General features: G+C 62.7%; 24 protein-coding genes. All 24 read left to right on the top strand.

Translation table 11 applies throughout. The features are described from left to right. The first annotated feature begins 1 nt into the window (after nucleotide 1). Nucleotides 2–1,828: a terminase TerL endonuclease subunit gene (locus ABLE71_RS20645; protein WP_348785359.1), complete on the top strand. Its 1,827-nt coding sequence runs from the start codon at nucleotides 2–4 to the stop codon at nucleotides 1,826–1,828. Beyond that, nucleotides 1,821–3,164 (top strand): phage portal protein, encoded by a 1,344-nt coding sequence (locus ABLE71_RS20650; protein ID WP_348785360.1) that lies wholly within the window; start codon nucleotides 1,821–1,823, stop codon nucleotides 3,162–3,164. The genes ABLE71_RS20645 and ABLE71_RS20650 overlap by 8 nt, the downstream gene beginning before the upstream one ends. Next, nucleotides 3,157–3,861: a hypothetical protein gene (locus tag ABLE71_RS20655; protein WP_348785361.1), complete on the top strand. Its 705-nt coding sequence runs from the start codon at nucleotides 3,157–3,159 to the stop codon at nucleotides 3,859–3,861. The genes ABLE71_RS20650 and ABLE71_RS20655 overlap by 8 nt, the downstream gene beginning before the upstream one ends. Nucleotides 3,862–3,874: 13 nt before the next feature. Next, nucleotides 3,875–4,573, top strand: coding sequence for a head maturation protease, ClpP-related (locus ABLE71_RS20660; RefSeq protein WP_348785362.1), 699 nt, complete (start codon nucleotides 3,875–3,877; stop codon nucleotides 4,571–4,573). A 66-nt stretch (nucleotides 4,574–4,639) separates the two neighbouring features. After that, on the top strand, nucleotides 4,640–6,046 hold the full coding sequence (locus tag ABLE71_RS20665; protein WP_348785363.1) for a phage major capsid protein: 1,407 nt from the start codon (nucleotides 4,640–4,642) through the stop codon (nucleotides 6,044–6,046). 81 nt (nucleotides 6,047–6,127) lie between these two features. Then, nucleotides 6,128–6,625: a hypothetical protein gene (locus ABLE71_RS20670; RefSeq protein ID WP_348785364.1), complete on the top strand. Its 498-nt coding sequence runs from the start codon at nucleotides 6,128–6,130 to the stop codon at nucleotides 6,623–6,625. Between the two features lie 61 nt (nucleotides 6,626–6,686). Beyond that, on the top strand, nucleotides 6,687–6,944 hold the full coding sequence (locus ABLE71_RS20675) for a hypothetical protein (protein ID WP_348785365.1): 258 nt from the start codon (nucleotides 6,687–6,689) through the stop codon (nucleotides 6,942–6,944). After that, nucleotides 6,941–7,483 carry a hypothetical protein gene (locus tag ABLE71_RS20680; protein ID WP_348785366.1) on the top strand — a complete coding sequence of 181 codons (543 nt, stop codon included), beginning with the start codon at nucleotides 6,941–6,943 and terminating at the stop codon, nucleotides 7,481–7,483. The genes ABLE71_RS20675 and ABLE71_RS20680 overlap by 4 nt, the downstream gene beginning before the upstream one ends. Beyond that, nucleotides 7,473–8,456 (top strand): DUF120 domain-containing protein, encoded by a 984-nt coding sequence (locus ABLE71_RS20685; RefSeq protein ID WP_348785367.1) that lies wholly within the window; start codon nucleotides 7,473–7,475, stop codon nucleotides 8,454–8,456. Before ABLE71_RS20680 ends, ABLE71_RS20685 begins: the two co-directional genes overlap by 11 nt. Beyond that, nucleotides 8,447–9,085, top strand: a complete 639-nt coding sequence (locus tag ABLE71_RS20690; protein WP_348785368.1) for a hypothetical protein — start codon at nucleotides 8,447–8,449, stop codon at nucleotides 9,083–9,085. The genes ABLE71_RS20685 and ABLE71_RS20690 overlap by 10 nt, the downstream gene beginning before the upstream one ends. Further along, the gene (locus ABLE71_RS20695) at nucleotides 9,082–9,708 is read left to right on the top strand and encodes an FkbM family methyltransferase (RefSeq protein ID WP_348785369.1); all 627 of its coding nucleotides are present in this window, start codon (nucleotides 9,082–9,084) and stop codon (nucleotides 9,706–9,708) included. The genes ABLE71_RS20690 and ABLE71_RS20695 overlap by 4 nt, the downstream gene beginning before the upstream one ends. Further along, nucleotides 9,705–10,457: a hypothetical protein gene (locus tag ABLE71_RS20700; RefSeq protein ID WP_348785370.1), complete on the top strand. Its 753-nt coding sequence runs from the start codon at nucleotides 9,705–9,707 to the stop codon at nucleotides 10,455–10,457. Before ABLE71_RS20695 ends, ABLE71_RS20700 begins: the two co-directional genes overlap by 4 nt. Beyond that, nucleotides 10,442–11,089 carry a hypothetical protein gene (locus ABLE71_RS20705; protein WP_348785371.1) on the top strand — a complete coding sequence of 216 codons (648 nt, stop codon included), beginning with the start codon at nucleotides 10,442–10,444 and terminating at the stop codon, nucleotides 11,087–11,089. Before ABLE71_RS20700 ends, ABLE71_RS20705 begins: the two co-directional genes overlap by 16 nt. Continuing rightward, complete coding sequence (locus ABLE71_RS20710; protein WP_348785372.1) at nucleotides 11,089–11,523, top strand: hypothetical protein; 435 nt, start codon at nucleotides 11,089–11,091, stop codon at nucleotides 11,521–11,523. Before ABLE71_RS20705 ends, ABLE71_RS20710 begins: the two co-directional genes overlap by 1 nt. Continuing rightward, nucleotides 11,520–11,873 (top strand): hypothetical protein, encoded by a 354-nt coding sequence (locus ABLE71_RS20715; protein WP_348785373.1) that lies wholly within the window; start codon nucleotides 11,520–11,522, stop codon nucleotides 11,871–11,873. The genes ABLE71_RS20710 and ABLE71_RS20715 overlap by 4 nt, the downstream gene beginning before the upstream one ends. Beyond that, nucleotides 11,873–12,082 carry a hypothetical protein gene (locus tag ABLE71_RS20720; protein ID WP_348785374.1) on the top strand — a complete coding sequence of 70 codons (210 nt, stop codon included), beginning with the start codon at nucleotides 11,873–11,875 and terminating at the stop codon, nucleotides 12,080–12,082. The genes ABLE71_RS20715 and ABLE71_RS20720 overlap by 1 nt, the downstream gene beginning before the upstream one ends. Then, nucleotides 12,079–12,525, top strand: a complete 447-nt coding sequence (locus ABLE71_RS20725) for a hypothetical protein (protein ID WP_348785375.1) — start codon at nucleotides 12,079–12,081, stop codon at nucleotides 12,523–12,525. Before ABLE71_RS20720 ends, ABLE71_RS20725 begins: the two co-directional genes overlap by 4 nt. Nucleotides 12,526–12,562: 37 nt before the next feature. Next, complete coding sequence (locus ABLE71_RS20730; protein WP_348785376.1) at nucleotides 12,563–13,819, top strand: phage tail tube protein; 1,257 nt, start codon at nucleotides 12,563–12,565, stop codon at nucleotides 13,817–13,819. Nucleotides 13,820–13,936: 117 nt separating this feature from the next. After that, entirely contained in the window at nucleotides 13,937–14,395 is a 459-nt protein-coding gene (locus ABLE71_RS20735; RefSeq protein ID WP_348785377.1) for a hypothetical protein, read from the top strand. Between the two features lie 68 nt (nucleotides 14,396–14,463). Then, nucleotides 14,464–14,724 carry a hypothetical protein gene (locus ABLE71_RS20740; protein ID WP_348785378.1) on the top strand — a complete coding sequence of 87 codons (261 nt, stop codon included), beginning with the start codon at nucleotides 14,464–14,466 and terminating at the stop codon, nucleotides 14,722–14,724. Beyond that, the gene (locus ABLE71_RS20745; protein ID WP_348785379.1) at nucleotides 14,702–15,358 is read left to right on the top strand and encodes a hypothetical protein; all 657 of its coding nucleotides are present in this window, start codon (nucleotides 14,702–14,704) and stop codon (nucleotides 15,356–15,358) included. Before ABLE71_RS20740 ends, ABLE71_RS20745 begins: the two co-directional genes overlap by 23 nt. A 95-nt stretch (nucleotides 15,359–15,453) precedes the next feature. Beyond that, a complete protein-coding gene (locus ABLE71_RS20750) occupies nucleotides 15,454–17,328 on the top strand; it encodes a phage tail length tape measure family protein (RefSeq protein WP_348785380.1) in 1,875 nt (624 codons plus the stop codon). Then, complete coding sequence (locus ABLE71_RS20755) at nucleotides 17,328–17,951, top strand: DUF2460 domain-containing protein (RefSeq protein ID WP_348785381.1); 624 nt, start codon at nucleotides 17,328–17,330, stop codon at nucleotides 17,949–17,951. The genes ABLE71_RS20750 and ABLE71_RS20755 overlap by 1 nt, the downstream gene beginning before the upstream one ends. Then, nucleotides 17,948–19,015: a DUF2163 domain-containing protein gene (locus ABLE71_RS20760; protein WP_348785382.1), complete on the top strand. Its 1,068-nt coding sequence runs from the start codon at nucleotides 17,948–17,950 to the stop codon at nucleotides 19,013–19,015. Before ABLE71_RS20755 ends, ABLE71_RS20760 begins: the two co-directional genes overlap by 4 nt. Nucleotides 19,016–19,106 lie beyond the last annotated feature (91 nt).

The following is a 19,106-nucleotide window of genomic DNA, read 5'->3' on the forward strand; positions in this document are numbered from 1 at the left end:
GATGTGGGATCTGAGCTGTGTAGACTGGGAACAGCGTATCCTCGAAGGGCGGTCCCTGGTTCCCGACCTCCCGCTGTTCGAGCGAGAGGCCGATATCGCCGTCAAGTTCTTTGACGCTTTGCGCCTGCCGGACGTGCCCGGCCTGCCGCTGCTGAAGGATGCCGTCGCACCCTGGTTCCGCGACATTGTCCGCGCCGTATTCGGGTCGCGCAACCCCGACACTAATGAGCGGATGATCCGTGAGGTCTTCGCCCTGGTACCGAAAGGCCAGTCGAAGACGACGAACAGCGCCGGCCTCATGGTCACGGCCATGTTGATGAACCTGCGGCCGCGCGCCGAGATGCTATTCGTTGGTCCCACGCAGGCAATCGCCGACCGCGCATACAGCCAGGCGGTCGGCATGATCGAGGCTGACGAGGAACTGAAGAAGCGGTTCGTGCCGCGGGAGCACCGGAAGGAGATCGATGATCTCCTCAACAATTCGGTGATGCGGGTGCGCACCTTCGATGTGAACATCCTGACGGGCGCGATGCCGGTCGTGGTGCTGCTCGACGAGCTCCACCTGCTCGGCAAGAACCATCACGCATCGAAGGTGATCAGGCAGATCAGGGGAGGCCTCGAGAAGAACGCCGAGGGCTTCCTGATGATCATTACGACGCAGAGCGACGAGCCGCCGGCCGGCGCCTTCCGTGACGAATTGATCGCCGCTCGCAAAATCCGCGACGGCAAGTTCCGTGGCCAGAAAATACGCTCGACGTTGCCGGTGCTCTACGAATTTCCGGATGCGATCGGCCGTGACCCTGCCCGGTGGCAGGATCCTGCGAATTGGCCAATCGTCATGCCGAACCTCGGCCGATCGATGCGCATCGACAGTTTGATCCGCGACTGGGAAGCGGAGCGGTCCAAAGGCGAAAAGGATATTCGCATCTGGGCCAGCCAGCATCTCAACATCGAGATCGGCATCGGACTCAAGACCGACGGTTGGCCTGGCGCCGACTTCTGGGATGCGGCGACCGACGAGACGCTCACGCTGGACGCTCTGCTCGACCGCTGCGAGGTCGTGGTGGTGGGGATCGACGGCGGCGGCCTCGATGATCTCTTTGGCCTTACCATCGTTGGCAGAGAGCGAGAGACGCGCAACTGGCTCGCCTGGTCGCACGCATGGTGCCATGAAAGCGTGCTGGTGCGGAGGCAGACCATCGCCGCCCGGCTGCAGGACTTCGAAAAGGCTGGCGAGCTGACGATCGTGGACGATCAGCTCGGGGATATCTCGGAAATCGTCGGCAAAATCGCAGCGATAAACGACCGGGGATTGTTGGCAGCGGTCGCGGTCGACCCGGCGGGACTCGGCGAACTGGTCGAGGCATTGGCAGCGATCGACATCACACAGGAGGGCGGTCAGGTCATCGGCGCGCCGCAGGGTTACGCGATGATGAATGCGATCAAGACGGCAGAACGAAAGCTCGCCAACCAGACGATGAAACATGCTCCGTCGCGGTTGATGTCCTGGTGCGTTTCTAACCTCAAGATAGAGCCGACCGCTACGGCAATCCGGGCCACGAAGCAGAATGCCGGCGACGCGAAGATTGATCCAATGATGGCGCTCTTCGACGCTGTCACGGTGATGGTGAAGAACCCGGAGGCCGGCGGTCGCTCCGTGTTCGATCTATTGGCCGACGAAGACGCGCAAAAGCCCGCACAGGACGAGGATTCAGGCGCGGTCGACCGGCACATCCTTGCCAATCCCCGGCATCCGCGGTGGCAGGAGATGCGCGAGCGCTACGACCGCGAACTGGTGCTGGCAGACGAGGACGCTTTCTATGCTTGAACGGTTCCGAAACACACTGGCGGCGGGGTTCGATATTCTCGCGCAGCGCGTTTCGACGGAGCCGCGCTATCCGCGCGAGGCCCGCGTGGTATCGAATTCGCGGACTGTCGCCGGCGTGATGATAACGCCCGACACCGCGGTAACGATCGCCGCCGTGTGGGCATGCCTACGCTACCTGTCGCAGACCGTAGCCGTGCTGCCTTGGCACGTTATGAAGAAGGTCGCCGCCGGCGCCGAGGTGCAGGATAGCAACTCGATCGACTGGCTGCTCTACAAGCGGCCCAATCCGGAATGGTCGTCTTTCCAATTTCGCGAGACCCTGACCCATTGGGCGCTACGGCATGGCAATGGCTATGCTGAGATCGAGCGCGACGGCATCCGCCGTCCGATCGGGCTGTGGCCGATCCACCCCGATCGCACTGAGGTCTGCCGCGACCCGGAAGACGGCCGGCTGTTCTATGAGGTTTCCAACGGCGCGAACGGCAAGGTCGAGATCGCTGCCGAGGACATGTTCCACATTCGCGGTTTCGGCGAGGGCGTGGTCGGCGTCAACGTGATCGACTACGCCGCGCAGTCGCTGGGATGGGCAAAGGCCGCGCAGATATTCGGCGCCGCCTTCTTCGGCAACGGATCTACGCCGTCCGTCGTGGTCAAGAACAAGAAGGGCCTGAAGCCGGATGGTCTTGCGAAACAGCGCGCAGAGTTCGACCAGCTCTACAAGGGGCCATATCGCTCGAACAAGACGGCTCACCTCGACAATGACGCCGAGATTGAAAAGATCGGCCTGAACGCGGTCGAGACGCAATTGATCGAGGTGCACCAGTATCTGATCGAGGAGGTCTGCCGCTGGTTCGGCGTTCCTCCGCACAAGATCATGCATCTGCTGCGCGCGACGTTCTCCAACATCGAACATCAGGCGATCGAGGTCGTGGTCGACAGCATCTCGCCATGGGCCAAGCGGTTCGAGGACGAGGCGGATTTCAAACTCTTCGGCCAGAACCGGCGCAACCTCTACACGAAGATGAACATGAACGCTCTGCTGCGCGGCGACATGAAGTCCCGCATGGAATTCTACAAGGGCATGAGCTCGGTCGGCGCCTATTCGGCAAACCGGATTCTGGCGCTCGAGGACGAGAACAGCATAGGCGCCGATGGCGACGTGCACGTCATGCAGGAACAGTACGTTCCGCTGGAGTTCATCGCCAAGCGCACCGATCCGGCTGCGGAAAAGGCGGTGGCCAAGCCTGCCGTGTCGAAGCCGGCTGTCGAGGAAGACGACAGCGCGGCGGCAGCCGAGTTTCATGGCATCCTGAATGTGGAGCCGGCCAATGCCTAAGCCTGGCGAACCGGAAGCCCGCGCCACGGACGGCCCTCCTGAGCAGCCAAAGGTGCCGACCGGCCTCACTGCCGTCTGGCACGGTATGTCAGCGCTGGCGCGGCGTCTTGTGGCGCTGGAGTCCCGTCCGCTGCCCCGCGACGGCAGGGACGGCCTTCCGGGCATTCCTGGGCCTATCGGTGCCGCGGGGCCGCAGGGCGAACCTGGTGAGGCTGGCATCCCTGGCGCGGTCGGTCCTGTTGGGCCGGTCGGCGCGCGAGGTGAGATAGGCCCGCAGGGCATCCCAGGTGAACCGGGACCGCAGGGCGTTATGGGTCCGGAAGGCCCGACCGGGCGCGATGGACGTGACGGATTGCCCGGCATTCAGGGCGAGCGTGGCATTCCCGGCGATATCGGCCCGATGGGCATGCAGGGCGAAGCCGGGTCGCAGGGAATCCAGGGCGAAGCCGGTCCGATGGGCCCGGAAGGCCCTCGTGGCGAAGTTGGCCCAAGAGGCGAACCGGGTCCGCGCGGTCTTCAGGGCGGGGCCGGTGATCGCGGTCCTGCCGGCAAGGACGGGAAAGATGGGCGCAATGGTGTCGACGGATCGACCTTCGCGTTCGGCGACTCCTACGCGCTGCAGGACGGCACCCCGCTTCGCGTCGTCGACATGATCGATGAAAACGGCGTCCTGCGCCGGATGCTCACGCTCGACTGAGGGATGATCTCACATGACTGTGCATAAATTCCCCGAGCGGACACCCGGCTCGGAAGTGAAGATCGTTGCGCGCGGGGCCCAAAAGGCCGAGGTCTATGTCTATGGCATCATAGGCGGCGACTGGTTCGGCGACGGCGCGACCGCGCAGAAGTTCGCCGACGACCTGAAGAAGCTCGGCAACGTCTCCAATATCGACCTTCACATTGACAGTGAAGGCGGGTCGGTCAAGGACGCGCAGGCGATGTATACGCTGCTGGTCGCGCATCCGGCAAAGATCACCACGCATATCGACGGCTGGGCATGCTCTGCCGCTTCCTTCCTCGCAATGGCAGGGTCTGAAATCCTGATCGGCGAAGGCGGGATGTTCATGATCCACAACGCCCGCATGATGGCCTATGGCGAGGCAGAGGATCTGGAGCGCGGCGCCGCGCTGCTGCGCACCACGAACCAGACCATCCTGCAGAAGTATGTCGATCGCACCGGGCTCGACGCCAAGAAGGTCAAGGCCTGGATGGACGCCGAGACCTGGTGGACCGGCAAGGAAGCCGTCGATGCCGGGTTCGCTGACAAGGTCGTCGGCAACCTGAAGATCGCCGCTGTCGCCGAGCGCGAGGGCAAGCGCGACCTGTCTCCTTACAAGAACGTGCCGGTCGATCATCGGCCGCGCAGGAATGCTGCCTTGGCGAAGCTCAACGCCGCCTTGGCAAAATAATCCCGGTCAGTCCGGTAAGCCCCTTCGCGCCTTGGGCAAGCGCATCCTCCCGAAAGGAAACCTACAATGAGCATGCACACTGTGCGGGCCATCAGTGGCCTGCTCGCAAGCGCTGCGTTCTTCGGCCCGATCAAGATGGATGCACTCGCATCCCTCGAGGAGCGGCTGGAGACGATCGAGGCAGAGTCGATCACCATCCGCGACCTCGCCGACACCGAAGAGCGAGACTTCACGGACGAAGAGACCGAGAAGGTCGAGGCCAACGCACTCGAAATCGAGAAGCTGAAGCGCCAGATCGCGGCGCGCAAGCTCATCACTCCGACCGCCGGTCCCGGCCGCAAGTCGAAGCATGAGGTTGACAACAAGGGTGGCAAGGACGGCGACCGCCGCGTTCCGGCATCGGTTCGCGACACCGCCCGCCACAACTTCTTGAACCTGGGCGAGTTTGCCCTGTCGGTTCGCGCGCAGAAGATGGGCGACTTCGACAGCGAAGGCGTCAAGAAACTGCAGAACGCTGCCACGACCTACGGCAACGAAGGTTCCGGCGCCGACGGCGGCTTCCTTGTTCCTCCGGAGTTCGCCAACGAAATCTGGAAGAAGGTCGATGCCGAAGAGAATCTGATGTCGCGCTGCACGGAACTCGTGACCGGCAGTAACAGCATGTCGATCCCGAAGGATGAGCTCACCCCGTGGGGTTCTTCCGGCATCCAGTTCACCTGGGAAGGCGAAGCGGCTGCTGTCGGCCAGACCAAGGGCGTATTCGAGAACTCCATGCTGCGGCTCTACAAGCTGATGGCGCTAGCCCCGGTTTCGGACGAGATGCTGGAAGACTCCCGCGGTTTCGAGTCCTGGCTGATGGCCAAGGTTCCCGGTCTGCTCGCGGCGAAGATCAATACCGCGATCGTGTCCGGCACTGGTGCGGGCCAGCCGCTCGGCATCCTGAATTCGCCGTCTCTCGTTTCGGTTGCGAAACAGACCTCGCAGCCGGCCGACACGGTCTGGATGAAGAACATCGAGAATATGTGGGCTCGCATGTATGCGCCGTGGCGCCGCAATGCGGTCTGGCTGATCAACCAGGACATCGAGCCGTCGCTTGGCGGTATGTCGTTCCAGGCCGTCGGCGCATCGTCCGATCTGCCCGGCACGTCTGCTGTCCCGGCCTACCTGCCTCCGGGCGGTCTGTCCGGTTCGGCCTACGGCACGCTCAAGGGCCGTCCGGTTGTTCCGGTGCAGGCGGCCAAGACCGTCGGCGACCAGGGCGACATCATCCTCGTCGACCTGAAGCAGTATTGGATACTGCGCAAGGCCGCCGGCATGCGGTCGGACACCTCGATCCACCTGTATTTCGATCAGGCGGTGACGGCGTTCCGGTTCATCTTCCGCATGAACGGCCAGCCGGCCTGGTCGTCTTCGATCTCGCCGCAGAACGGCTCCAACACCCTGTCCTGGGCCGTCGCCCTCGACGCGCGCTGATAGCAACGGCGGGCCGCGCGAAACGGCCCGCTCCCCTTTCACTCGCGCCAAGAGCGCACTGATCACGGAAAGATCAAGACAATGAGCAAGCACATCCTCGACAAGCTCGACTTCGTGTCGGGCCTGGTCCCGATCAACCTCGGTTCCGCACGCTCCAGCGACGTCATTTCGCTGAAGAACTGGGGCCGCTGCGCGATCGTTTTCCACAAGGCGGCCGGTTCGGCGTCGGAAGACCCGACGCTGACCGTCCTGCAGGCATCCTCGGTGGCGCCGTCCAATGCGAAGGCGCTCACGTTCACCGAGCTCTACGTCAAGCAGGGCACCCTGTCCTCGGTTGGCACTTGGACGAAGACCACGCAGTCGGCGGCCAACACCTACACCAACGCCACGCTTTCCGAGCAGGAATGCGTGATCGTGATCGACATCAAGGCAGAAGATCTCGACGTCGACAACGGCTTCGACTGCCTGCAGGTGACGATCGCCGACGCCGGTTCGGTGAACCAGCTCGGCGCCCTGTTCTTCGTCCCGCATGAGCCGCGGTATGCCAAGGACGGCGGCATCTCGTCGATCGCGAACTGATAGCGGTCTGAAATCAGGCCCCGGTGACAACGCCGGGGCCGTTTCCAAAAGGAGTTTCAGAATGAAGATCAAGTTCCTGACGGGCTTCAAGCCGAAGGGCGATGCCGAGAACATTCCGTCCTACGAGGCCGGCGAGGTGTATGACTTCAGCGGCCCGGTGGCAGAAGGGTATGCCAGGAAATATATCGGGCGCGGATTGGCCGAAGAAGCCAAGCCGGCGCCGAAGCCTGCGGTGGTCGAAGCGCAGCCCGTCGAAGAGAAGGTCAACCCGCCGGTCGCGGCAAAGCCGTTCGCCTTCAGGGGTAACAAGCGCAAGTGAAGCGCGCCCTCGTCGTCGCCCATCCGGACGACGAAACTCTCTGGTTCGGCGGTTTGCTGATCGCTGAGCCCGGTCGGTGGCACGTCTTCTGCGCCTCTACGCCCCGCGCCGATCCTGTTCGGGCGCAGAGGTTTCATGTGGCGTGCGATCATATCGGCGCCATCTATTCGGAAATATCCGGCATCGTGGAGTCCGACCCGAGCGGGCCGCTTGACCAGTTGAATGTGCGCCTGCCCGATCTGACCGACTACGACCAGATCGTGACGCATAACGCTGCCGGCGAATATGGCCATAGGCACCACGTTTCGATCCACGATTACCTTGTGGCGCGATATCCGAGCCAGGTCGTCACCGGCTGCTACGGCATGCCGGCCGGCGCAAAGCGGATCGAACTCACGGCCGAGCAGTACGACCGCAAGGTACAGGCGCTGCGCTGCTACGACCATGTATCGCCTAGCGACGGCAAGCCGAAATGGCAGGCCCTGATCGAGCGCTACGGTTCCCGGTTCGATTTGACGGTGGAAACCTATGTCGGGTGAGTATCAGACCGATCGGCGGATGGCGCTGAAGCGGCAGGCGGTTCCGCTGCCGACGCTGTCGGGCAAGACCGTCCTCGATGTCGGCACCGACCACGCATATTGGGCGTTCCTTGCAACGGACCTCGGGGCGAGCGATGTGCTTGGCCTCGATCGAAACCGGAAGGTGCAGGGCGTCGAGACAGATCTGATCCGGCTCAACATGGATGAGGCCGAGAAGCGCGGCGCCAAGACCCGGTTCGAGCGGATCAATCTCGGCAGGGAGTGGAGAGAATTCGGGCGGTTCGACGTGATCCTGGTCATGTCGGTCTACCACCACATCTATGAGCAGTGCGGCGATCATCGACCGATCTGGTTCTGGCTGTCGCGGCACTGCAAGGCGGATGGGCATATCATCTGGGAGGGCCCGGTCGACGACAGCGACCCGGTGGTGCGCGCCAACGTCTCGGAAGGCAACCGCGCCGGGTATAGGCTCGACGCGATCCTTGAGTCGGCCGGTGTCTATTTCGAGGCCGAGCATGTCGGGCCGGCCCTGCATGAGCCGACAAGGCAGGTCTGGCGGTTCCGGCCGCGCGAAGTGCCGTTGCATTGCCGTTGCATTGGCGAGATGCGGACTGGCGCCGGCGGCGCGACCGCGGCGTTCCTTCATGCCGACGGGAGACGTTGCAGGGAGATATTCGATATCCTCGGCGTGCTGCCGTTTCCGGGCTCGCTCAATGTTCAATTGGCTGAGCCGTTCGATTGGGATCGCGGATTTTACCGGGCGCGGGTGCTGGACGTCGCCGAACGTGGCAAGGGGCTTGGCGTTGAATGGCTGCCGCGCTGGGCGCGCTTCTACCCGGTGATGGTCGACCGCGCGCCGGCATTCGTCTTTCGGTTCGAAGGTGAACGGTATCCGTCGAACTTCGTGGAACTGATTGCTGCAGAAAGGCTGCGCGATCGGGTGGATGGACCGTTGGTGCAGATATGCCGCTGACGGTCGCCTGTGTCCTTCGGAGCGGCGGCATCTATGACGCTACATGGGTCGAGCGGTTGCGCGCCGGTGTTGCCCGGCATCTGCCGATCGCTCACCGTTTCATCTGTCTGTCCGACGTCGACGTTTCCTGCGAGCGCATCCCGCTCGAGCACGGCTGGCCGGGCTGGTGGGCAAAGATGGAACTCTTTCGGCTGAAAGGGCCGGTGCTGTTCTTCGACCTCGACACGGCGATCGTGGGCGATCTCACTGACATTGCGGCGCACGCGGTCAAGGCTGACGGGCTGACGATGCTGCAGGACTTCTACGCCCCGGATCACTGTGGGTCCGGTGTCATGGCTTGGAACGGCGATCTGAGCCCGCTCTATGAGGCATTCGCGGCCGATCCGGACGTGCAGATGGCGGCCCGCCGCGCCCGCATGGGCGACCAGGCGTTGATCGAGGAAGAACTTGGCCGGGAGAACATCGAACGCTGGCAAGATCATCTGCTGGGGCAAATCGTTTCCTACAAGGCGCATTGCGGCGGCGGCATCCCGGCCGGTGCGCGCGTCGTCTGCCTGCATGGCCTGCCGAAGTTCGGTGACATGCCGGAGAATGATCCGGTGAGGCTGGCCTGGGAGAATGCGGCGTGACCGTTCCAGAAGGCTACGCGCTCAAGAACGGGTTGCTCTGGCCTGCGGAGGATGAAGAGACCAGGGCAACCCTTCATCTGCAGGTCGGGGACATCGCCACGGTCTGCGGCCATTGTCGGGATTTCGGTGTCGCGGTCCAGGCGGGCGGGAATGTCGGCATCTGGCCGAAGGATCTCGGTGAGCGATTTCGGGTTGTCTATACGTTCGAGCCCGACCCGGTGAATTTCCGCTGCCTTGCCGCCAATGCGCCGGCGGAGAACGTGTTCAAGTTCAACGCCGCGCTCGGCAGCGAGTATGGGTGCGTCGACCTGGTGAGAAATCCGAGAAGGGCAGGGTCGCATCATGTTGCCGGAGCGGGGCAAATCCCGACGCTTCGCATCGACGATCTGCAGCTTGGAACCTGCGACCTGATCTATCTCGACGTCGAGGGCTACGAAAAGCGCGTCCTGATGGGCGCGGCGGACACGATAGACCGATGCGGCCCGACGATCGCTGTCGAAGACAGGCCGAGTTCGGAACGGTACGGCGTCTCAAGCGGTGCGACCGTGGAGTGGGTGCTCGATCGCTTCAACTATCGGATCGCGGAACGCCTGCGCCGCGATGTTGTGATGGTGCCAAATTGAACGCCGTCGATCTAACCAACCCGATCAAGCCTTGGGAGAATGTGATCTGGACGCCTGAGCCGCTGTTTCTCGGCGAGACGGTGGTCTGCATCGCGTCAGGTCCGAGTCTGACGCAAGAGATATGCGACCGCATCCGCGCCGCGCGCTCCGCGGGACGGTGCAAGGCCATAGTCGTCAATTCGTCGTGCATGCTGGCTCCGTGGGCGGACGTTCTCTACTTCACGGATTCGGGCTGGTACGACGCAAGGAAGGAACTGGTCGCGAACTGGCCCGGCCTGGTCGTCTCGATGTCGAGGCAGGCCAAGCGCGAGTTGGATACGCCGGAACTGGTCAAGGCGCGCGGTCCTCGCATCCTGAGGGTCAAGGGATGCGGCGACCCGTCTTGGCCGCCTCGGTTGCCCGGTATGCCTAAACGCCTCGGCTTCCCGCCCGCGGGCTCGCCTGAAATCCATCAGGGGCGCAACAGCGGGAACACGGCGGTCAGCCTGGCAATAGGCATGGGAGCAAGCCGGATCTTGCTGGTCGGGTACGACTGCCAATTGGTGAACGGGCGCGAGCATCACCACGACGAATATCGCGGACCGCGCGATCTGACGATTTACGATCTCGAGTTCCGAAAGGCCTTCAACGGCTGGAACGAGGCGGCGCTGAATTCCGGCGTGACCATCGTCAACTGCACCAACGGCTCGGCAATCCCCGAGTTCCCCTTCGCCGATCTGGACGAGGCTCTGGCATGCTCCGCACGCTGACCATTACGACCGCGGCGACCGACCTGCAGCTGCTGACGATCGCCGAGATGCGTGAAGCGGCCGGCGTGTCGGACAATTCGCAGGATACCAAGCTGACGGCGATGGGCTTGAAGATCGCCGCCGACATCGCGACCGAATGCAACATCGCGGTCGGGTCCGGTGCAACGCCAACGCTGCGCCGCGAGACGCTGACCGAAGTCATTCGCGGCGCCTATGCCGATCTGCTGTGTCTCGCGCGCCGGCACGAAATCACGATCACCAGCATCGTCGAGGATGGCACGACGCTCGACGCCGAGGATTATCTTATCGACCCGGAAAGCGGCATCCTTCATCGGCTCAGCGACGACGTGCCGATCGGTTGGTGTGCCGACAAAGTGACGGTGGTCTATGCCGCAGGCTTCACCACCGTCCCCAGCGATCTGAATGACGCCGCGACAGAGTTCTTCCGGTCGGCATGGCAGGCGAAGGACCGCGACCCGCTGGTGCGCAGCCAGCGCGAGGACATTCCGGGCCTCTATGAAAAGGAAACCGCCTATTGGGTCGGCTCGATACCGGGCCAGTCCAATGAGGGTGCGGTTCCAGACACTATCGACGGCAAGCTGAAGCGCTTCCGCAATACAGGAGTCGCCTGATGGAAAATCCGGGCATTTGGAATTTGGGCGACTATTCGCTGACGACGGCCGTCACCGGCGAGGTCATCACCGAAAACTCGGACGGCGATGCTTGTATCGATGACCTCGAGGGCATGCTGGCCGCGAACGTCCAGATCAAGTTCGCCTACGGGTCCGGCGGCACGTCGCTGAAAGTCTACATCCAGACGACGCTCGACCAGGGCGCGACGTGGATCGATGTCGCCTGCGCCGCCTTCCTAGTCGCGAGCGCGACGAAGGTCATCAATCTTTCCGGCCTGACCCCGAAGACCACCGCCGCCACGCCGAGCGATGGGTCCATGACCGACGACACGGCGCTTGACGGCGTTCTGGGCGACCGCTGGCGGGCGAAGATCACGTCGACGGGCACCTATGCCGGCTCGACCACGCTATCCGTCCGCATGATGGCCAGATGACACCGGACGAGGCCAAGGACGCCTATAGCCGGGCAATGGACGTTGCCGGCGAGGCGATCGTCATCCGGCGCTACACCGGCACGGGGCAGGGAAGGCCGTTCTTCGACGCATCGGTCAGGGCTCGCGTGGTCGATTACGAGCCGCACGAGATCATCGGTGCCATCAAGCAGGGCGACCGCAAGTTGATTGTGTTGGCCGAGGACATGATCGCCGCGCAGATCCCGCTCGATCTCCACAATGGCGACAAGGCGGTGGTGCGCGGCAAGGAATTGAACATCGAGGCGGCCGACGACAGCACCCGGCGCATGCAGGGCGTGCTGATCGCCTACGAATTACAGGTGCGAGGATGATGCTGAAGCGCAAGGTCAAGGAGGCGTTCTATTTTGCCGCCGATGGACGCAATGCCCGATTGCTCAAGGCCGGCAGGGAATATCCGTTCACGCCTGAACAAGCCGCGCGTTTCGAGCGCGAGGGTTATATCGCCAGCGAACTGCCGCCGATGGTTGCGGGGCGGTTCTCCGGTCTTCCTGTCGCCAAGGCGAAGCGGAAGCGCAAATGACGACGATCACCCAGGCCAGGGCTGCGGTTCGGTCACGCATCGAGGCCGCGGGCCTAACCGTGTCGCTCCGTTGGCAGAATGAGGATGGCGGGCCTCTGCCTGGCCAGCCATCGGCCTTCGTCTACACCGAGTTCAATACGGAAAAGGGCAACATCGCCGGCTATGGCGGCGGTAGGGGCGGGAACCTCTATCGCAACCGGGCGAATGTGGAGTCCTGGGTTTTCGTGCCGAAGGGCGAGGGCCTGACCCAAGCAGAAAGCATCGCCGAGACGATCGCGGCGCTGTTCCGGTCCTATCGGGATTCGTACATCTCCTGCTTCGACGCCACGGTCTATCCGGGCGGCGATGGGGCGGCGCTGACACCGCCCGGCATGCATTCGGATGTCGGCAATTACTTTTGGGCGGCCGTCGAGGTCAGCCTGCATTTCGACCAAGTCGGCTAGGCCGGCACCACTCTCAATCTAAAACTGGAGAACTGCCATGTCTTTGGCCGAAGGCGTCTCTGCACGCATCGCTTACAAATTCTATGCCTCCGCGACCATCACGCCCGGCACCGAACCTGCCCCGGCATCCGACCCCGGCGCGTCAAGCGCGCAGATCCTGCGCCGTGTCGCCTCGACGCTCTCGCTCGGCAAGGACACCTATCAGTCGAACGAGATCCGCTCCGATCGCCAGATCGCCGACTTCCGGCACGGCACCAAGCGGGTTTCCGGCAATGTCTCAGGCGAACTGTCGCCGCTGACCTATGCCGACTGGTTTGAGGCATCATTCCGCGGCACATGGTCCTCGGCCGTGGTGACTGCTGGTCCGACGGATTTCACCTCTGTCGCGGCCGACAACTCGACCTCGAAATTCACGCTCGGTGGCGGCAATCCTGTCACCAAGGGCTACCGCGTCGGCATGATCGTCCAGTACACGAACTTGTCGGATTCGGACAACAATTCGAAGAACTTCGTCATCCTGGCGTTCGGCGGTTCGAACAACCGCGAGATCACAGTCTATCCGGCTCCCGACACGATGACCGCGGACACGTCCTTCGCGATGACCAGCGTTGGTCGCGAACTGATCGTTCCCGCAACCGGGCACGTCTCCCGAAAGGTTGCCGTCGAGATCTACAACGAGGATGTCGACGTTGCCCGCCTGTTCACGGAAAACCGGGTGGGCGGCTTCAACATCAATCTGCCCGCAACCGGCATGTCGACCGTCGACTTCGATGTGATGGGCCGCAACATGACGGTCTATGAGTCCGGCGATGCGCCGTTCTTCACGTCGCCCACCGCCGCCACGACCACGGGCCTGCTCGCGGCCGTCAACGGGCTGCTGCGCATAGGCGGGTCGACCGTCGCCGTGGTCACTTCGGCGAGCATCCAGTTTCAATCGTCTCCGTCGGGCGAGGCCGTGATCGGGTCGAACCTGGTCCCTGAAATTTTCCTCGGCCGCGCGATGGTCTCGGGGCAGATGACGGCGTTCTTCGAAAACCCCGATCTGATCGATGACTTTGTCAACGAGACCGAGATCGAGTTCCTGGCCTACCTGACCACAACCTCGGCGGTGAACACGCCGGCGATGGTCATCTATCTCCCGCGCATCAAGCTCGGCGCCGCCGACCTGCAGACGCAGGGCGAAGGTGGCCAGATGATAACGCTGCCTTTCCAGGCGCTGAAATATGAGACTGCGGTCGCCACGGCTGGGATCGAGAACACCACGATCCAGATCACCGATACGCAGGTCACCTGATCCGCCCCGACAGGCGGTTGAAATCCGGTGTGTCCTCCCGCCGGATTGTTCGCGAGCAGGCGGCGGCGATGTCGGTCGCCGCCGCCACTCTCCTTCCGACAAAGGAAACCCCTCCCCATGTCTAAATTCTCTGGGCTCGCGCTCGCGGTCGAAAAGCCGCAGCGCATGGTAATTCTCCATCCCGTCACCAAGCAGCCATTGAGGGACGCCGAAGGAAACGAGGCCTATCTGGACCTCTTCTCCGGCGATTCCGATGTGGCCCGCAAGCACGACCGCACAGTCGTCAAGAGCCGCCTCAGCGGCGGCGGCCGCAAGGTCACGGCGGAAGAAGTCGAGGCTGCCACGCCAGACCGTCTGGCCGCGCTGACTGCCGGCTGGCGGTTGATCGACCTCGCCGGCCAGCCGATCGACGTCTCGTTCTCCCGCGACAATGCCAGGGAGCTCTATGCCGATCCGGCCATGACATGGCTGCGTGAAAGCGCGATTATCTTCACCGAGGATCGCGGAAATTTCTTGCCGGCCTCGTCGACGACCTCTTCGCCTACGCCGAATTCTTCTACAGGCGCAGCCGAGTAAAGGGCGACGGGGCCACAACTGGCGAACACGCCGATGCGGCGCGGGAAATATGGAAGCGGCTCGGCAAGATGCCCAAGCATCTCGTCGAGCCGGAATGGCCGGAACTCCCGTTTGAAGTCGCGCATGTCTGGCACTGGTTTTCCGAGATCATCTCCGGGTGCGGCGGCGGCGGATGGGGGGCGGCGATCGTCACATGGTCGAGCATCGAGTCCTGGGCGCGGCTGACCGGCAAGGACGTGGAACCCTGGGAGTGCCGTGCGCTGGTCGGCCTTGGCGTTCTCAGGGCAAACATTCTGGCGGAACGTGATGGTGCTTCGGACAAAAATTGAGCCGATCGACGACTGGATCAGCATCACGGTCGACGAGATGCTGTCGCCGGAAGCCCGGCAGGAAGCCGTCGCGTCGTTCGCGCGGGCGCAACTGGCCGAAACGCTTGAGGGCAACCGGCTCGTGTTGGGGCGGCCTACACCATATCAGCAGTTCGTCGACGGCCGGCAGGGGGCGCCGCTCAATTCGGTCAATCCTGACCGCGGCAGGATCATTTTCGAGTTCGAGCTTTTCGTCGAGATTTTGAGCTGGATCTACAGCAAACTGGTCGAGCGGTCCCCGCGCGGTCCAAAGGGTGGAGCCGGCACCTATCGCGATGCGCACCGTCTCTTTGCCGATGACAAGGAAATCGCGGTCGCGGCAGACGTTCCGCAGGCCGCGGAATATGCCTTCGCCAATCTCCTGCCGTATGCCCGGCGGCTCGAGATAGGCAAAACGGAGGCGGGTCGCGACTTCCTCGTTTCGGTTCCGAACCGCATTTATGAGCGCACCGCCAAGGATGCGCGGTCGCGCTTCGGCAACATCGCCAAGATCGGCTTCTCATATCGCGGCTATGTTGGCGGCGGCGTGGTCAGAGGCCGGCCCGGCAACAAAGCCAATCTTCGCTATCCGACGATCACCGTTCGCCCGCTGTAGGACGCAAAATGGCAACCATGGCCGATGCAAAGCGACGGCTCACGATCGAGCACGTCTCGCAGGGCGCCGAGAAGGCCGCAGGCGACCTCAAGAAGGTGGCGGCGGCCCATGACGGCATCGCTGTTGCCTCCGAGCGCTCAGAGCGCGCGCAGCAGTCGATGGAGCGTCGTCTGGAGACGGTGCAGCGCAAATACGACGAGGTCTATCGCTCGCAGCAGTCCTTGGCCCAGGTCGAGCGCACGCTGGCTTCGGCGCAGCAGCAGGGCCTCATCACCATGCAGCGCCGCGTCGAACTGCTGTCGATGGCGGCCGAGCGTCACGGGCTGGCGACGTCGGCCATCAACCGTGAGATTGCGGCGACCGAGCGCCTTGCCGATGTGCAGCGCATGCAGGTTGCCGCCAACTCAAACATGCGCGGTGGCGGCAATTTCAACAACGCGAACGCCGCGTTCCAGATCCAGGACATCGCCATGATGTCCATGATGGGTCAGGCGCCCATGATGACGGCCCTTCAGCAGGGCCCGCAGTTGGCGATGGCAATGGAAGCGGGAGGCGGTCTCAAGTCCCTCGCCGCCGGACTTGCATCGCTCATCAACCCGACGATGCTGATTACCGTCGGCCTGACTGCCGCCACGGCAGCTGCTGTCCAGTTCTTCATGAACATGAAATCCGGCAGTGCCGATTCCGAAGAGGCCCTGAAGAAGCAGAACGAACTTATCGCATCTGTCGCGGCCAAGTGGGGCGATGCGCTCCCTGGCCTCAAAGCCTACAACGACGAGCTCACCCGGCAGAAAGACCTGTCAGATGCCCTGGAGGCTTCGACGGCGGCGCGCAGCCAGCAATACATCGAGGAACGCTCGTCTGTCGTCGACCTGACGATTGATCTCGATGACCTCATCAACAGGTTGCAGATTCTTGGCGGCGACCCGACGCAGATCGTCGAACTGCAAGCCGCGTTCGCCAATCTTCAGGCGAAAGTGAAGGACAGCACGGCGACTGCCGATGATGCGCTTGCCGTCCAGAAAGAATTGAACGACCTGATGGGGACGGGGCTCCCGATCGTCGGGGAATACGCAACCAAATTCGGTGAACTTGCGGGCCAGATCGGCAAGGCCGCCTCGGCTGCCGAGAAGTTCGACCTGGTGCAGAAGGGTAGTTCTCTTTTCAACCGCAAGGGGCTCGAGTCGATACTAGGCGCGCTCGACCCGCTCAACGGATTCCGCCAGACACCATTTCAGACCGAAGAAGACATCATGTTTGCGCGCAGCCGGCCGGGATCGACGCAGGTCGGCGCGACCGGAACGATGACGAACGTGAACGGCGTCAACGTGCACCAGTATATGTCCGAAACGGCTGAATACACCGAAGCGAGCGCGGACTATCTAAGAGATATCAACTCGCGCCTGCCCGGCTATTTCAGCTCCATTGACGAAACGCTGAAGAATGACGTCACCGGCTCCATCGCCAAATTCATGGGTCAGATGATCTACGCGCAAACTCTTGCCGCGCAGACGGTTGCCGATGCAGTCAACACAAGCATCCTCACCGGGCAATCGACTGGCGGCGGCGGTTCGTGGGATGGCAGGCGGATGACATTCCTGAAAAGAAAGCCGCAGATATCCATGAGCCTTTACGATCCAGAGACAATGCTGGAGTCCGGCACATTGGCTGAGAAATATTATAAGCCAGCGAGCACTTCAGGCGGCCTGAGCATCAACTATGCCGGCATGTTTGCCGAGGGCGGCGAGTTCACCGTCCCTGGGCAGTCGACCGGCGACCGGACGCTTGTCTCTTTCCGTGCCAACGGCGGCGAGACAGTCAAGGTCTCCAAGGCTGACGAATATGGCGGCGCCTCAGTGAAGCATTTCCACCTGCACTATACGCCAGCCCCTGGCGACAGCGATGCGACTACCGAGCAGCGCGCCCGCAAATCATTCGGCGTGATGATGCAAGAGGCGGTGCGGGAATAATGGTCGACACCGTCATCTTCAACGAGGCATTTGACGTCGGCCTCACCATCAAGCCGCGCACGCAGACGACCATCGTGCCGCTGTCGGGCGGCTATGAAAGCCGCAACCAGGACTGGCCGTACATCCTTTGGGAATACGAGTGCCAGCTTCGCAATCGGTCGGTGTCGGTCATCCGCGATCTGATGGAGCATTTCCTCGGCCGCCGCGGTCCGGCGAATACATTCCCGCTGCTCGACCCGCTCGACAATGAACTGACCGACGAGAACATCGGCACGGGTGACAGCACGACGGGCTCCGACGGCACGGCGGCGTTCCAGATCAAGAAGACTTACGCCGACACCGACCGGCCTTATCAGCGCATTCTGACCATCGTGCAGAACTTGGTCGTCAAGGTGGATGGCGTCACCAAGACGCTGACAACGCACTACACCGTGTCGAACGGGCTGATCACGTTCACCGCCGGCAACCGCCCGCTGACAGGCCTCGCGGTGACGGTCACATGCGATTACCTGATAAAGGTCCGTTACAAGGAGGACGCCTTTCCGGTCATCATCTCGACCGGCCTATGGGATGGTGCTGCTGCCTCGATCGGCAATTTCAGTCTGGTGGAAGTCCTGACGTGAGGGACACTTCCGCCGGGCTGGAGGCAGCGCTTGCCATCACGCCAACGACGCTCTGCTGGCTTGGCCGCTTCGTGCTCGATGACGGTACGGTCATCCGCGTCACAACGCTGCCGCAGGACTTCACGGTCAACGTCGGGCACGGGTCGGAAACCTACGTCAAGGATGTGAGCTTCAAGGGCGCATCCCTGACCTTCCGTGGCAACGGCGCGGTCCCCGACGGCGAGGTCATCGCGCCCGTCGCCTTTACCGGCGCCTACGACGCAGAGGATGTTTTCGTCGGCGTCTTCGACGGCATGTCGGTGACGCTTTACATCGTCAACTATGAGGATGCGGCCGACGGCGGGCTGCAGCTCGGCCCTTATACCAACGGACAGGTCAAGACCGACGACCGGGGCAAGATCGCGGCCTTCGAACTTCGCGGCAAACTGGATCGCGCACGATTCATCAAGGTCGAGGAACTTTCGGTTACATGCCGCTCCGATCTCGGCGACATGCGTCCCGGCTACTGCGTCCTCCCGCTCTATCCCGATGATGTGGCCAGAAGCACCGCATATGCGGCGGGCGATTATGTGCGCTACGCGACGGCTGGAAACTACGGCAACCGGATGTTTGAATGCACCACGGCTGGGACAACTGCCGGGTCTGCGCCGTCATACGACTACACAGTGAGCAATACCACAACGGACGGCTCAGCGGTCTTCACGGCGCGGGAAGCATGGGTCCGCTCGGCGGTCGTCGCCTCGGTCACTAGCAATGCCAAGTTTCGCTTGACGGTGACGGAAAGCCGCTCGGTCGACGGCTGGTTCGCCAATGGCGGGCTGGTCAAGTTCACCAGCGGCGCGAACGACGGTGTGGTCTGCACGGTGCGCAAATACACGCACTCGACCAAGGAGGTCGAGTTGTGGATCACGCCGCCGTTCACGGTCGCCGTTTCCGACACGCTCGAGATCATGCCCGGATGCGACAAGACCTTCGCCATGTGCCTCGCGCGCTTTGCCAACACCATCAATTTTCGTGGCGAGAACCTGTTGCCTGGCACTGACTATGTGAACGGGGCCGGCTGATGGCTTACGCCTCCTTTCAAGGTCTGTCATGGGATGGCCTCCGTCTTACAGTAGGAGGAATCACCGGCCCGATTTATTCAAGCCCGCAGGC

Origin of the sequence: Mesorhizobium sp. KR9-304, from assembly GCF_040049215.1 — a bacterium.
In the GTDB taxonomy this organism is placed as follows: domain Bacteria; phylum Pseudomonadota; class Alphaproteobacteria; order Rhizobiales; family Rhizobiaceae; genus Mesorhizobium_K.

Coding starts and splice junctions, on each gene's coding strand:
- ABLE71_RS20730 (WP_348785376.1), top strand. CDS start 12,563: ATGTCTTTGGCCGAAGGCGTCTCTGCACGCATCGCTTACAAATTCTAT.
- ABLE71_RS20710 (WP_348785372.1), top strand. CDS start 11,089: ATGGAAAATCCGGGCATTTGGAATTTGGGCGACTATTCGCTGACGACG.
- ABLE71_RS20655 (WP_348785361.1), top strand. CDS start 3,157: ATGCCTAAGCCTGGCGAACCGGAAGCCCGCGCCACGGACGGCCCTCCT.
- ABLE71_RS20650 (WP_348785360.1), top strand. CDS start 1,821: ATGCTTGAACGGTTCCGAAACACACTGGCGGCGGGGTTCGATATTCTC.
- ABLE71_RS20715 (WP_348785373.1), top strand. CDS start 11,520: ATGACACCGGACGAGGCCAAGGACGCCTATAGCCGGGCAATGGACGTT.
- ABLE71_RS20735 (WP_348785377.1), top strand. CDS start 13,937: ATGTCTAAATTCTCTGGGCTCGCGCTCGCGGTCGAAAAGCCGCAGCGC.
- ABLE71_RS20755 (WP_348785381.1), top strand. CDS start 17,328: ATGGTCGACACCGTCATCTTCAACGAGGCATTTGACGTCGGCCTCACC.
- ABLE71_RS20745 (WP_348785379.1), top strand. CDS start 14,702: ATGGTGCTTCGGACAAAAATTGAGCCGATCGACGACTGGATCAGCATC.
- ABLE71_RS20725 (WP_348785375.1), top strand. CDS start 12,079: ATGACGACGATCACCCAGGCCAGGGCTGCGGTTCGGTCACGCATCGAG.
- ABLE71_RS20690 (WP_348785368.1), top strand. CDS start 8,447: ATGCCGCTGACGGTCGCCTGTGTCCTTCGGAGCGGCGGCATCTATGAC.
- ABLE71_RS20660 (WP_348785362.1), top strand. CDS start 3,875: ATGACTGTGCATAAATTCCCCGAGCGGACACCCGGCTCGGAAGTGAAG.
- ABLE71_RS20645 (WP_348785359.1), top strand. CDS start 2: ATGTGGGATCTGAGCTGTGTAGACTGGGAACAGCGTATCCTCGAAGGG.
- ABLE71_RS20685 (WP_348785367.1), top strand. CDS start 7,473: ATGTCGGGTGAGTATCAGACCGATCGGCGGATGGCGCTGAAGCGGCAG.
- ABLE71_RS20720 (WP_348785374.1), top strand. CDS start 11,873: ATGCTGAAGCGCAAGGTCAAGGAGGCGTTCTATTTTGCCGCCGATGGA.
- ABLE71_RS20665 (WP_348785363.1), top strand. CDS start 4,640: ATGAGCATGCACACTGTGCGGGCCATCAGTGGCCTGCTCGCAAGCGCT.
- ABLE71_RS20675 (WP_348785365.1), top strand. CDS start 6,687: ATGAAGATCAAGTTCCTGACGGGCTTCAAGCCGAAGGGCGATGCCGAG.
- ABLE71_RS20670 (WP_348785364.1), top strand. CDS start 6,128: ATGAGCAAGCACATCCTCGACAAGCTCGACTTCGTGTCGGGCCTGGTC.
- ABLE71_RS20740 (WP_348785378.1), top strand. CDS start 14,464: ATGCCCAAGCATCTCGTCGAGCCGGAATGGCCGGAACTCCCGTTTGAA.
- ABLE71_RS20705 (WP_348785371.1), top strand. CDS start 10,442: ATGCTCCGCACGCTGACCATTACGACCGCGGCGACCGACCTGCAGCTG.